This window comes from Flavobacteriales bacterium, from assembly GCA_029248105.1.
Classification (GTDB): Bacteria; Bacteroidota; Bacteroidia; order Flavobacteriales; family UBA7312; genus UBA8444.
Genome location: JAQWJZ010000003.1, coordinates 33,445 through 46,674, shown reverse-complemented (window position 1 = coordinate 46,674; position 13,230 = coordinate 33,445). Strand labels below are relative to the sequence as shown.

The following is a 13,230-nucleotide window of genomic DNA, read 5'->3' as shown; positions in this document are numbered from 1 at the left end:
TAAAAAAAGCCCTCAAATGAGGGCTTTTTTATTAGTACCAATTATAACTCTAAATATCAATCTTAGCATATTTAGCATTCTGCTCAATGAATGCCCTACGAGGAGGCACCTCATCACCCATTAGCATAGAGAATATTCTATCTGCCTCTGCAGCACTATCAATAGTTACTTGTCTTAAGGTTCTGGTTTCAGGATTCATTGTAGTGTCCCACAATTGCTCAGCATTCATCTCACCAAGACCTTTATAACGCTGAATACTTGCACCATTCATCTTTTCCACCATCATGTCACGCTCTTCATCAGACCAGCAATAATGCTGCTCCTTCCCTTTCTTCACAAGATATAAAGGAGGTGTAGCAATATATAAATACCCGCTTTCGACTAATTCTTTCATGTATCTGAAATAGAACGTAAGGATAAGAGTTGCAATATGAGAACCATCAACATCGGCATCCGTCATAATTACAATTTTATGATACCTTAGCTTTTCGAGGTTCAACGCTTTGGAATCTTCCTCAGTTCCAATGGTAACACCTAATGCGGTGTACATGTTTTTAATCTCTTCATTTTCGAAGACTTTATGTTGCATTGCCTTCTCAACGTTCAAGATTTTACCTCGCAAAGGAAGAATTGCTTGAAAAAATCGATCTCTTCCTTGCTTTGCCGTACCCCCTGCAGAATCACCCTCGACTAGGAATATTTCACATTTTTCAGGGTCTTTATCAGAACAATCTGCTAATTTGCCAGGAAGGCCGGAACCAGAAAGAACATTCTTTCTTTGAACCATCTCTCGTGCTTTTCTTGCGGCATTTCTAGCTTGTGCAGCAAGAAGTACTTTTTGGACGATCTGTTTAGCCATATTTGGATTTTCTTCCAAATAATTAGTCAACATTTCACCAACAGCTTGATCTACTGCACCTGTAACTTCTTTATTCCCTAATTTTGTCTTGGTTTGTCCCTCGAATTGAGGCTCCATAACTTTAACTGAAATAACTGCCGTTAAACCTTCCCTAAAGTCATCTCCTGCAATTTCAAACTTCACTTTATCCAACATTCCAGACTCATCAGCGTAACGTTTTAACGTTCTTGTAAGTGCTCTTCTGAAACCAGAAAGGTGTGTACCTCCTTCGTGAGTATTAATATTATTCACGTATGAGTGAATATTTTCACTATATGAAGTATTGTAGTGCATCGCTATTTCTACAGGAACACCATTCTTTTCGGTATCCATGTGAATAACGCTATCCAACAATTTTTCTCTATTCTCATCTATTAATTCAACAAAATCAATTAGTCCGTTTTCTGAGACAAAATTATCTTTAATGTCATTACCTTCTTCGTCTTGTCGGCGTTTATCGGTTAATGAAAGTTTTATCCCTTTATTTAGAAAAGATAATTCTCTCAAACGACTTTGAAGTATATCAAAGTGATATACTGTTTCATGGAATATTTCATTATCAGGTAAAAAGGTTACAATAGTACCTGTTTTGTCGGTAGTTCCAACTTCTTTAACATCATACATAGGAACCCCTCTTTCATACTCTTGATGATAGACTTTCCCGTTTCTATGTACCTCAACTTTCAAATGAATAGATAGGGCATTCACACAAGATACACCAACACCATGTAATCCACCTGACACTTTATAAGAGTCTTTGTCAAACTTACCACCAGCGTGAAGTACAGTCATGACAACTTCAAGTGCTGATTTTTTTTCTTTAGGGTGCATATCTGTAGGGATACCACGACCATTATCAATTACTGTAATAGAATTATTTTCATTGATAACCACATCTATTTCGGAGCAATGTCCTGCAAGTGCCTCATCGATAGAGTTGTCGACAACCTCATATACTAAATGGTGTAGACCCTTCTGACCAATATCGCCAATATACATCGCTGGTCTTTTTCTAACTGCTTCAAGACCCTCAAGTACTTGAATATTACCAGCGCCATAATCGGCTTTGTTTTCTAAATTTTCACTCATTATTATTTTTGTTTATTAACTTGGCTATTTACTAGATTAAAACAAAAGTAAAAAAAGGACAATAAATCACTACAAAAAAGTACTAAATAAAGTGCCTACTTATTAACAAATAGTGAATAAGTCTAGAAACGGAATGAGAGTCCAAAAAAGACTTGTGGACCTAGAACAGGATAATTCTCCCAAATTTGATAACCTCCTATCAGATTTTTGGCTTTAAAATAAGCAGAAAAAATAGTGTTGTATTTGTATTCTAAGGCAAGATTAACATCGACTATATCATTCAATATGGGGGTTGCTGAAGATGAATCACTAGCAGTAGAGCGATCAAAAGCACCGACAAGCTCAATTTGAGGTAAAATTTTATCGCCAATATCATATGAAAAACCTAATTTAGATATGATTGCAGGCTTATAGGCATACTCTTGCAAGGAGTCTAAATCATACTTATGGTAGTTCAGTTGTAAATTGACATTAGCATTAGGGTTCACATCCCAGCCTAGGGTAGACGACCATTGCAAATGGTTAACATTGTCATAAACAACCTTAAACTTATTCTGATATAATGAATGAGGATCTAATTCAAAAAATGACATATCCTGAACCCTAGCGTATGATAATTCAGAGGACCAATTCACATCTGATCCTAAATAGGAATTCATTCCAACATAAAAATCGTATTTAATCTGGCTATTTATTAATTCTAAACTGCCGCCATCTGTAGTTAGCGCATTTAATATAAATGGATTTTTCTTGCTTAAAGTCCAATATGAATTTTCATCTAAGCCACCTCTAACACCAATGAAAGCTCTTTGGAAGTTATCTGAAAAGACATAATCATAACGTACGTGAGGAAAAACAACCAAACTAATATCAGCAGAATCTCTAGTATCCATTGACTTGAGCTCAAAACCTAAATTTAAATCTCCACCAGCCAATTCTCTACTTACAGACGGATGAAAGGTTATTATCAGCTCTTTAGCCAAACTATCTGCAAAAACATATTTTTTAGAAAGATTATTAAAATCGTAGTCCATTCCTAAGTCAATAGTATATGCGTTTAATCCCACCGATTGTTTTGCAGTCAAAAGAAATGAAATTGAATTCTCTGTTTGTTCGTTTAAATCGTATGCAAATAATTTAGCATAGTAACTCGCTTTACTCTTATCGGTATTTTTGCTCTGTAAGGATAAGCTCACAGTTGAATACCCCCAATATTCTTCAGTAAATTTTTCTTCCAAATTGAGGCTAGGGTCATAACCGTATGCTTGAAACATATTCCCTTGTCTTGAAGCGTAAGCATTAACAATTCCGAATTCAAAATCTTTTTTCAAAAATGCTGAAAAATCTGTTTCTCTAAATGCTGCGGATACTTTTATCTCCTCATCAAAAGCACTTTTCACATCAGAATACGACTCAATATAAGACAAAGATAGTCCGTAGGATATGGATTTATTCCTGTCTGAGCTATAAAATAGTTTTGATGTTGGCATACTCATATTTCCAAGACCACCATAGATATATGTATGATACAGTTTATTTAGGGGTTCTCCTTTGATTTTTGCAGCCTTAATTGGATTAAGCTTCAATTGACTTTCAAAACGCTTATTGATTGGCGAATAACTTACATTTTTGACCGTTTTAATGGTATCAGAAAGCGTAGGTATATCAGTTAGTTTGTTAGCCTCTGGCACATCAGGAATAAAGGATTCAGTAACTTGAATTTCCTGAACCCCTAAATTTTCATCAGACTGAGCAAATGCGTTAATCTCTAAAAGAACACCTATCGAAATACAAATGATTGTAAATATTTTATTCTTCATCTTCTAAAGTATTTTCTTCTTCAAACAATTCGTTTAGTTCAATATCGTTTAAAAGATCAATTATTAAGTCGTCTTTTTCAGTCTCATCTTGCTCCTTCTCATTAAGCAAGTCTATTTGAGCTATTTTTTGTTTACATATATCTTTTAGATCTTGACCTTCATAATTATCAACGATACTTTGTAAAGTCGCTTTAGATTGAAATAGATTATTCCTTTCTAAATATATATCTGCTAGTAATATAAAGGCCTTGGCAATATAAAAATCGCTAAAATAATTTTCAGAAAGCTCAAAAATAATTTTCTCAGAAGTATCAAAATCACTCTCTAGAAAAGCTAAATATGCCAGCTGATACTTGGCTTCAGACCCAATTTGGGATTGTGTAGCTTCAGAAATAATTAGGTAATCTTTCTTAGCTAGATGAAACTCTGACTCATTAAAATAAGCGTTTGCTATAACTAAGCGAGCTTCATTTTCTAAGTCAGCATCCAATTTGTCTAATGTAAGAACTGTTTTGGCATACTCTAAAAAGCTATCCTTTAAACCCAAATTTTTGTAACAATAGAATAGCTTAATAGTAGATTCTCTTTTGATGCTATTATCTTGGGCAATATCTAATAAACCAGTGTAATGTAGGGCAGCAACACCATACTCATTTCTTTTAAATTCTATTCGAGCTAAACGAATAAGAGAACGTTCAGAAAACATGTTTTGAGGAAACTCCAAAACACTAAGATAATCCTCAACAGCCAGCTCAGGATTAGTATTAAATAAAGATTCTGCTTTATAAAAGTGGGCATTTAACTTAAAGATAGGCGAGGCAAATTCACTTAAATAATTGCTAAATGCTTGTGACGCCTTTTCATAATCTTGATTGAGGTATAAGTTTTCTGAAGCTTCATAGCTTATGGAATCTTTCGATGCTATATCTACACTCACATTGGACAACTGCCCTACATAGTCAAAATACGATTTTACATCACCAGATTCTATGGAAACATTTTTATAAGCTATAAGTGCTTCTTTAGACTCTTTTGTATTTGGGTATTTATCTATGACTGACTTGAAATAATAAACTGCAGAATCAGAATTACTTTCGTTATAAAAGTTGAGACCTAATTTAAGAAGAGCTGTTTTCACTAATACACTTTGAGGGTGTTTTTTGATTAAATCAGACAATAGAGCGACGGACTCTTCTTGCCTATCTTCGTTCAAATACATAGAGCTTAAATTAAGCATTGCATCATCATTGTATAGCGATTGTGGATAATCAGCAATTAATTGAATGAGAGCTGTTCTTTTCTTGTTTCTCTGATTAGTCAAGCCAAAACATTGTATTTGCTGATATATGGAATAATCCATATCAAAAGATGCTTTCTCTTCAGCCAAAGCATAAAACTCTTGCGCTCTAGCATAATCATTTGTCATATAATACGCATCTCCTAACCTCAGGTATGCATCTGTGAGCTTATCTTCATCATCAGATGATTTAACAAATTTTCTAAACCATACAATGGCGTCCTTATATTTTTGGGACTGATAATATGCATAGGCCAATGAATACTGACATTGCTTGTATTCCTTTAATAAAAACGAACCGTCTTTGACATTAAAAATATCAAACGATTGAATAGCGTTAGTGTAATCCTCTAAGTGATAAAACGCTTCTCCTTTCCAATAATATGCTAGTGAAAATAATGTATTATTAATCGGATACTGGATTGTTTTATCAAACCAAGAGACGGATTCATTATAGCGTTTATTGACAAAATGCTCGGCTGCCAAATAATAGCTAAGTTTCTGATAGGCTTCTTGCTGTGTTAATGTCATACTTTTCAAACTAGAAAGTTTGTCAATAGCAGACTGATAATCCTTGGTAGATGTAAAGGCTTTGATTAATAAATCTTGAACATAGTCAAGATGAATAGACTCTGGGTAATCTTCAAGAAATTGTTCTATACTCTCAATAGCATTATCATAGGAGGTTTGCTCGTCATAAATCAACTTTACAGCGTTAAATGCAGCATCTTCTTTTAAGCTATAATCGTAATCAATTGAAGACGCATATTTAAAAGCGTTTATAGCTAAGGATTTTTCATCTAAATTTAAATAGGATTGAGCCAGTTGATGAGCAGCGAATTGAGAAAGACTATCTTTATCAAGCAAGACATCTTCAAAGTAGTCCGTAGCTTTTTTAAAGTTATCAAGTTCAAAATAGGCCAAAGCCAGTTGATATTTTTCTATTCTACCTAATGAGCTCGAGGCATCGTCAGACATATAATCTTCTAAGTATTCAATTGACTGCTCATACTCACCCATAGCAAAGTATGCATCTCCAATCAATCTCTTCAGCTCATTATCTCTTTTGGGGTTATAACTTTTCTCTAATAATGGTTTCGCAAAAGCCAACAATTCTTGATAACGCCCCTGATAATAAAAGATATGAGTAATATAATATTTACTAATAAATCCTAGTGTAGGCGTAGAAACTAATTGCTCAAATCCTTGAAGAGCAGTGGCATAATTTCCTTCCTCATAGGCCATGTGAGACAAGCAATAGGTTGTTAGCTCTGAATAGGTAAATTGAATTGATTTTAAATCAAAAAAAGCAACCTTAGCTTGGTCATATTTATGTAATGAAAAATAGGAATAACCTAAGCGAAAATAATACATTGCTTCTTCCTGAAACTCTAAATCGTAGACATCAACATTGTTAAGTTTGGCAATTACCTTATCGTATTCCTTATTTCTAAAATGCAATTTGGCTAAAGATAGGAAGGCTTCTTTTCTATAGCTTCCATTGGGATAACCGTCAAGGTATTTTTCTAGAAGAAACTGGGCCTCATCGTTAAACAATTCCAATGCACAAAAGGCTTGTTGAAATTGAGCCCATTCTAAATCAGAGTCGCTAACTTCACCGCATTCTTTCAAAGCATCAGCCATAGAATAAACCAGAGCGTATTGCTGTTTTTGAAGAAGATCATTGATTTGATCAACATCACAATTTTGTGCAAAGGAAAATTGACTGAAAAGTAAAAATAAAACGTAAACTCTAAGTTTCATTTGTAAAATTTGATGCTAATTTATCAAAGAAATTCCCTAGTACTATTGTGCAAGCAATAAGTTATTAACAGATTATGTGTGCATAAACAACACTTGACCAACGATTTAAAAAAAGTAAATTTGTAGAAACAGAAATCTCGAGAAATGCCTCTTATAGAACTCAAACACGTCGATGTATTTCAATCCGACCGACTTATTTTAAGCGATGTCTCTTTTAGCATACAACCTACTGAATTTGTTTATTTAATAGGCGCTACTGGGAGTGGAAAAAGCAGCTTACTAAAAACGCTATATGCCGATTTACCATTGAAGAAAGGGCTAGGTGAAGTTGTAGACCATCAACTTTTCGAAATTAAAAAATCTATAATTCCATTTTTAAGAAGAAAAATAGGTATTGTATTTCAAGATTTTCAACTTCTTACCGACCGTTCCGTTTACGACAATTTAGAGTTTGTGCTAAAAGCTACTGGCTGGAAAAATAAAAAGGAAATAAACGCTAGAATAGAAAACGTTTTAGACAAGGTAGAGATGCTAGATCATATTGACAAAATGCCCTTTGAACTTTCTGGGGGCGAACAACAACGTGTATGCATTGCACGTGCTTTACTAAACGACCCTAAGCTAATTTTAGCAGATGAGCCAACGGGAAATTTAGACCCTGACACTACGGATAAGATTCTGAAACTCATTCACGATTTATGCGCAAGTGGATGTGCCGTCTTAATGGCGACTCATGAGCATAATCTACTTAATCGTTTTCCTTCCAAAGTATTGAAGTGCGAAAACGGAAAAGTCGCTTTTACTGAATAGATGTTATCCATCTTAATCCCCATATATAATTTTGCTGTTAAGGAGTTAGTTAACGAATTATCCAGTGAGGCTGAAAGCTTAAATATTCCTTTTGAAATATTATGCATTGACGATAAATCCAAAGCAAACTATTTGGAACTCAACAAGGATTTAGGCAAAATCAAAGGGGTTAGCTACCAACAACTCGAAAATAATATAGGGCGTTCTACCATAAGAAATTTACTATCTGACAAAGCTCAATTCGATTACCTACTATTTTTAGATTGTGATATAAGTATAGGTCATGATTTTCTAAAAAAATACATTGAATTTAAAGACAAAAGTGAAGTTGTTGTTGGTGGAGTAAGCTATGCCGATTACGACTATTTGGAAAAAGACAAGCTATTGCGATGGAAATACGGCAAAAATAGAGAAGAAAGAAAAGCTCATTTTAGAAACCAAAGACCATATACCTCTTTTAGTGCCTGTAATATGTTAATTAGCAAAAAAGTCAGCCAAAAAATCCGTTTTACCGAAAGCTTAACAAAGTATGGTCATGAAGACACTTTATATGGTTTTGAATTGGAACAGCACTCGCTAACGGTAATGCATATCGACAACCCTATCATACACCTTGGCATAGATGATTTGTCTGTATTTTTAGAAAAAACTGAATTAGCTCTAGCTAATCTATTATCCATTCAAAAAAGCCACCCTTTAACATGCAGAAATATTAAACTAAATAAATACTATAATACATTCAGAAAAACTTTGTTTTTAAGCAAAGGGTTTTTTCTGCTTTGTAAATATCTCTGTCGCATGTTATTAATGAAAGGTAACACCAATTTGGCCGTATTCGATTTGTACAAACTTAGCTTTATGCTTTGCTTAAAAAAGGACTGAAAATAGTTTTAAGCACTTCTTCTTCCTTTTGCCAATTCAAATCATTTTTGGCTTTTGCGAATTCATAGGAATTTATTTTTTCAAACATGGCATCAATTTGCTTAGCTACGCTTTGAGGGTTTCTAGCTTTCAGCAATTCTCCCACCGAATATGTATCAACAATGGCTTTTACCTCAACTAAGGGCGAAGCCAAAACCGCTGTGTTAGCATGAATATAATCGAATAACTTATTGGGCAAACTGTATTCAAAGCTCAAGGCCCTAGCCTCTTCGAACAATATGCCAATACTAGACTGTTCGGTATAAGTTTTTAAATCTTCAAAAGGTAATCGCCCTAAAAACTCTATCTGACTACTCACCTCTTTTTCTTGTGCCAATACTTTAAGAGATGCCAATCCCTCACCATCACCAATAAGTATTAGCTTATAATCTTCTAAGTAAGGCATCATCTCAATAGCTAATTCTAAGCCTCTGCCCGGATTCATCGTTCCTTGATAAATAATGCTTTTTGAAACCGCATTAGGTCGTGATGAATCTTTTAAATATGGCATATTGCGAACCACTTTCATTTTAAGCCCATATTTGTTATTGTAGAATTGCGCTATAGAATGGCAAACGGTATAAGTGTGATTGATTTTAGGCAAAAGCCAGGACTCAAGACTTTCCCAAATCTTCTTCTTAAATGGTGTCTCTTGTAATTCAGGAGCCTCAGGAAACAGCTCGTGACTGTCATAGACTAGTGGAAGACCTTTTATTTTGGAAACCATAAAATTGGCTAGTAGTGTATCCAAATCATTACTCAATAACAAATGGCATTTGCTAAATAACAGAATAAAAAACAGTCGAATATTATACTCGAGGTAAAAAAATGGTCCTTTGTAAAAAAGCAAGGACATACGCTTGGTGGCATAAGGACGGTTAAGTGGTTGGCTATCAGCTAAAACCCTTCCCCATAAATGCACCTCAAAGCCCATAGACTGCAAACTCTGGCAGACTTTGTGCACCCGTTGGTCTGTACTAATATCATTGGTTACAGAAACTATGACTTTTTTCCTCATCTTTGCGAAAATACATAAAATAGAAGCAGTAAATCATAAGTATTTATACCTTTGAACTCTATGGCGTTACTACACAACTACCCTTTACAATCGCTCAACACATTTGGCATTAAAGCACAAGCCGAATACTTTTCACCCTTTTCATCCAAAGAAGAGCTAATTGATTTATTGGGCAAAACGCAAAAACCCCTCACTATTTTAGGCGGTGGCAGTAACATCTTACTCACTAACAACATTAATGGAACTGTTCTGAAAAATGAAATCTCAGATATAGAAATAACGCATGAAGATCAGGATAGTGTTACTGTAAAAGTTGGCGGTGGAGTGGTTTGGCACGATTTCGTTATGTGGAGTATTGAACATAACTTAGGAGGAATTGAAAACCTATCGCTAATCCCCGGAAGCGTTGGCGCTGCACCTATGCAAAATATTGGTGCTTATGGTGTGGAAATAAAATCAGTCTTTGAAGAATTAGAGGCAGTACATATGGATGATAAAACCGTAAAGACCTTTAATAATAAAGACTGTCAATTTGCATACCGATACTCTATATTTAAAGGGGATCTAAAAGGTCAATATATTATTTGTAAGGTGAGCTTTAAGTTAAGTAAACACCCCCAATTTAACACCTCCTATGGCGCTATAGAGGATGAGCTTAAAGCAATGGGAGCGAATAAAAGCTTGAGGTCAATCAGTCAGGCAGTCATTAATATTCGTCAGCGAAAACTACCCAATCCCAAAGACATTGGAAATAGTGGTAGCTTTTTTAAAAACCCTACAATTCCAAAATCTCAGTTTGAACAGCTAAAAGCACAATTTCCAAATATTGTTGGCTACCCTAATGGTGAGCATTCTATAAAAGTTGCTGCCGGATGGCTCATCGACCGTGTCGGGTGGAAAGGTTACCGCAAAGGCGATGCTGGCGTACACAAAAATCAAGCTCTAGTATTGGTAAATTATGGCACTGCTAAAGGAGATGAAATAGTAGCACTTTCAAGAGACATACAGAAATCCATTCAAGAAACATTTGGCATCGCTCTAGAAGCGGAAGTGAATATTATATAGTTCTCTTAGCTAACATCTTCATTAGCAGTCGGCTCATTCCGAATTTTTTGGGATTAACCCACGCCAAAATGAGGTGAACAATAGCAATAAAAAAACCAAAATCCGTTGCTATATAGAAAGATGAAATTATCAAAAAGTATACAATTCTAAGCCATTCTTTTCTAATCATAAAATCAACAATTTCTTGATTTATACCAATAAGCTATCATTACAGCCGCTGCACAAGATTCATCAATTCCTATTACATATTTACTACACTCTTGTAATAAAGCATCTCTAATTTCAACTAATCTATCACATCTAGATTTCTTTTTTTTCTTTACTCTAACTCTATTTTTATACAACTCTATTGAATCATATACTCCATTTTCCAAATTATAATTGTCTAATTCATCAACATTGATTGAAGAGTCAATATTTAACATAACTAACATTTTTTCAAATGACTTTTTGTCAAGGCTATTTGTTTTTGCTTTAGTTAAAAAATCATCTATAAAAGCAGAATTTTCATCAAAGTTCATTTCAACTGATTCAATATGTTTTTTAAAATTGTCTGGAGTCAAACGCTTAGAACTATCAACAGAATAAGTGTCCGCTTTCTCACAGCCTACAAAAGTTATTCCTACTAAGGCGAGGAATAGGGTGCCATAAAGTAAATTTTTCATTTTTATAAGTTTTAAGTTTTGCTAAGACTTTGTGCCTTTGCTTTGTACAATGTTAGCTAAAAATTGAAAGAAAATAACTACTGTTTATGTCTAATTTAGACATATCAGCTGAATTTAACTTTTGCTTAACATTGAGAATGTAATTGTTTTTTTAAATTTGAGTTTATGAAAAAGCTTGGTAAAAATATTCGCATCGTTAGGGAAATGCGCAACCTCACTCAAGAGGCATTAGCATCTGCTATCGGTTATTCTCAAAAACACGTTTCACGAATTGAAAAAGGACAAATACAATTGGATGATGAATGTATCGAACGCATCTCTAAAGCCTTAAAAGTATCGCCACAAAAGTTAATTCACTTGGATTGCAAATCCTTTTTGAAATAAAAAAAGCAACTCAGTTGAGTTGCTTTTGTGTGCGGATGAAGGGAGTCGAACCCCCACGCCTCGCGGCACTAGATCCTAAGTCTAGCGTGTCTACCAATTCCACCACATCCGCAGCAAAATGGTTTGCAAATATATAGTTTTTAGTCAATTCTAAATAAAAAATATTTATTCTATATACATCAGCAATTTTACAGTCAAAATACTATTTTTGTTAAGAATCATTTTTAACCTTTATGTTACAATTAAAACCTAAAGATATTCCTGTTGGCGAATTGCACCAATACCTTTTGGGGGCTGTTGGTCCACGTCCAATTGCTCTAGCAAGTACACTTGACCAATACGGCAATCCTAACCTTAGTCCCTTTAGTTTTTTCAATGTGTTTAGTGCTAACCCACCTATTGCTATTTTTTCACCCGCTAGGCGAGTGCGTAACAACACCACTAAACATACACTTGAAAATGTACTTGACAATAAAGAGGTTGTTATTAATGTGGTTTCTTACGACATCGTTCAACAAACTTCACTTTCAAGTACAGAATACGATTCTGGCATTAATGAGTTTACAAAAGCAGGACTGACACCTCTAGCATCGGAATTGGTAAAACCGTTTCGTGTGAAAGAATCGCCTGTTCAAATGGAATGCACCGTTAATGAAGTTATAGCTTTGGGAGAAGAAGGTGGGGCAGGTAATTTGGTGATATGTGAAATCAAGATGATTCACATCAACGAAGATATACTTAACGATATGGGAGCTATCGACCCTAACAAAATTGATTTGGTAGGTCGTATGGGTGGTAATTGGTATTGCCGTTCATCGCAAGATGCTTTGTTTGAAGTGGAAAAGCCCATTCGAACCTTAGGTATCGGTGTGGATAATATTCCATCTAGAATAAAAAATAGCTATATCCTAACAGGCAACGACTTGGGTATGTTGGGCAATGTGGAATCTATCCCTAGTATAGAAGAGGTAGAAAAATACAAGGAAGAAAATCATACCATAAAAGAAATACTAAATTTTAGTGCTGAAGATGAAGAGGCTAGAGAAGCTTTGCATTATCGTGCTAAAGAATTATTAAAAAAAGGCCGAATTAGTGAGGCTTGGAAAACATTATTGATCGATAAATTAAATAGAACATGAGTTTAGCAATTACAGGAAAATTAGTCAAAGCATTAGACGTAGAGAGTGGCACAAGTAAAGCCGGCAAAGAATGGAAAAAACAATCTTTTGTGATTGATACTGGCGCACAGTACAATCCAGAAGTGTGTTTTAGCCTTTTTGGCGAAGACAAAATCGCTATGATTGAAGGTATTCAGCCAGGAACCGAAATAGAAGTTTCTTTCAACCTTTCTTCCAGAGAATATAACGGCAAGTACTACCACAACATAGATGCTTGGAGAATAAATAGAGCAGCAGCAGCTGTAGTTGAAGATGCATCTATGCCACAAGCACCGCTTGAAGCTTCTGACGCTGAAGAAGACGACTTACCATTCTAAATAG

Annotated in this window: 11 protein-coding genes and 1 tRNA gene; 6 read left to right on the top strand and 6 right to left on the bottom strand. The window is 34.8% G+C overall.

Annotated features, from left to right (window positions below):
- Nucleotides 1-49: 49 nt before the first annotated feature.
- From gyrB to P8I29_00305, 3 genes are all read right to left on the bottom strand, one after another.
- Nucleotides 50-1,987, bottom strand: coding sequence for a DNA topoisomerase (ATP-hydrolyzing) subunit B (gene gyrB, locus P8I29_00315; protein ID MDG1916246.1), 1,938 nt, complete (start codon nt 1,985-1,987; stop codon nt 50-52).
- 122 nt (nt 1,988-2,109) lie between these two features.
- Nucleotides 2,110-3,807: a hypothetical protein gene (locus P8I29_00310; GenBank protein MDG1916245.1), complete on the bottom strand. Its 1,698-nt coding sequence runs from the start codon at nt 3,805-3,807 to the stop codon at nt 2,110-2,112.
- A complete protein-coding gene (locus tag P8I29_00305; protein ID MDG1916244.1) occupies nt 3,797-6,868 on the bottom strand; it encodes a tetratricopeptide repeat protein in 3,072 nt (1,023 codons plus the stop codon). Before P8I29_00305 ends, P8I29_00310 begins: the two co-directional genes overlap by 11 nt.
- Before the next feature lie 144 nt (nt 6,869-7,012).
- Here P8I29_00305 and P8I29_00300 point away from each other — a divergent pair, with 144 nt between their 5' ends.
- Together P8I29_00300 and P8I29_00295 are read left to right on the top strand one after the other, a co-directional pair.
- Nucleotides 7,013-7,678, top strand: a complete 666-nt coding sequence (locus tag P8I29_00300; GenBank protein ID MDG1916243.1) for an ATP-binding cassette domain-containing protein — start codon at nt 7,013-7,015, stop codon at nt 7,676-7,678.
- Nucleotides 7,679-8,560, top strand: coding sequence for a glycosyltransferase (locus P8I29_00295; GenBank protein ID MDG1916242.1), 882 nt, complete (start codon nt 7,679-7,681; stop codon nt 8,558-8,560). It begins immediately after the preceding gene.
- Here the strand turns inward: P8I29_00295 and P8I29_00290 are convergent.
- Complete coding sequence (locus P8I29_00290; protein ID MDG1916241.1) at nt 8,535-9,617, bottom strand: glycosyltransferase; 1,083 nt, start codon at nt 9,615-9,617, stop codon at nt 8,535-8,537. The two genes, P8I29_00295 and P8I29_00290, sit on opposite strands and share 26 nt — an antisense overlap.
- 60 nt (nt 9,618-9,677) lie before the next feature.
- On the opposite strand from P8I29_00290, the gene murB reads away from it, so the two are divergent.
- Nucleotides 9,678-10,682, top strand: coding sequence for a UDP-N-acetylmuramate dehydrogenase (gene murB, locus P8I29_00285; protein ID MDG1916240.1), 1,005 nt, complete (start codon nt 9,678-9,680; stop codon nt 10,680-10,682).
- A 173-nt stretch (nt 10,683-10,855) separates the two neighbouring features.
- Here murB and P8I29_00280 read toward each other — a convergent pair whose 3' ends face one another.
- Complete coding sequence (locus P8I29_00280) at nt 10,856-11,347, bottom strand: hypothetical protein (protein ID MDG1916239.1); 492 nt, start codon at nt 11,345-11,347, stop codon at nt 10,856-10,858.
- Nucleotides 11,348-11,512: 165 nt separating this feature from the next.
- Here P8I29_00280 and P8I29_00275 point away from each other — a divergent pair, with 165 nt between their 5' ends.
- Nucleotides 11,513-11,731 carry a helix-turn-helix transcriptional regulator gene (locus P8I29_00275; protein ID MDG1916238.1) on the top strand — a complete coding sequence of 73 codons (219 nt, stop codon included), beginning with the start codon at nt 11,513-11,515 and terminating at the stop codon, nt 11,729-11,731.
- A gap of 30 nt (nt 11,732-11,761) precedes the next feature.
- Here P8I29_00275 and P8I29_00270 read toward each other — a convergent pair.
- Nucleotides 11,762-11,843: transfer RNA gene (locus P8I29_00270), tRNA-Leu, on the bottom strand.
- Between the two features lie 121 nt (nt 11,844-11,964).
- On the opposite strand from P8I29_00270, the gene P8I29_00265 reads away from it, so the two are divergent.
- Both P8I29_00265 and P8I29_00260 read left to right on the top strand, forming a co-directional pair.
- Nucleotides 11,965-12,870 (top strand): flavin reductase family protein, encoded by a 906-nt coding sequence (locus P8I29_00265; protein MDG1916237.1) that lies wholly within the window; start codon nt 11,965-11,967, stop codon nt 12,868-12,870.
- Nucleotides 12,867-13,226 carry a DUF3127 domain-containing protein gene (locus P8I29_00260; GenBank protein MDG1916236.1) on the top strand — a complete coding sequence of 120 codons (360 nt, stop codon included), beginning with the start codon at nt 12,867-12,869 and terminating at the stop codon, nt 13,224-13,226. The genes P8I29_00265 and P8I29_00260 overlap by 4 nt, the downstream gene beginning before the upstream one ends.
- Nucleotides 13,227-13,230 lie beyond the last annotated feature (4 nt).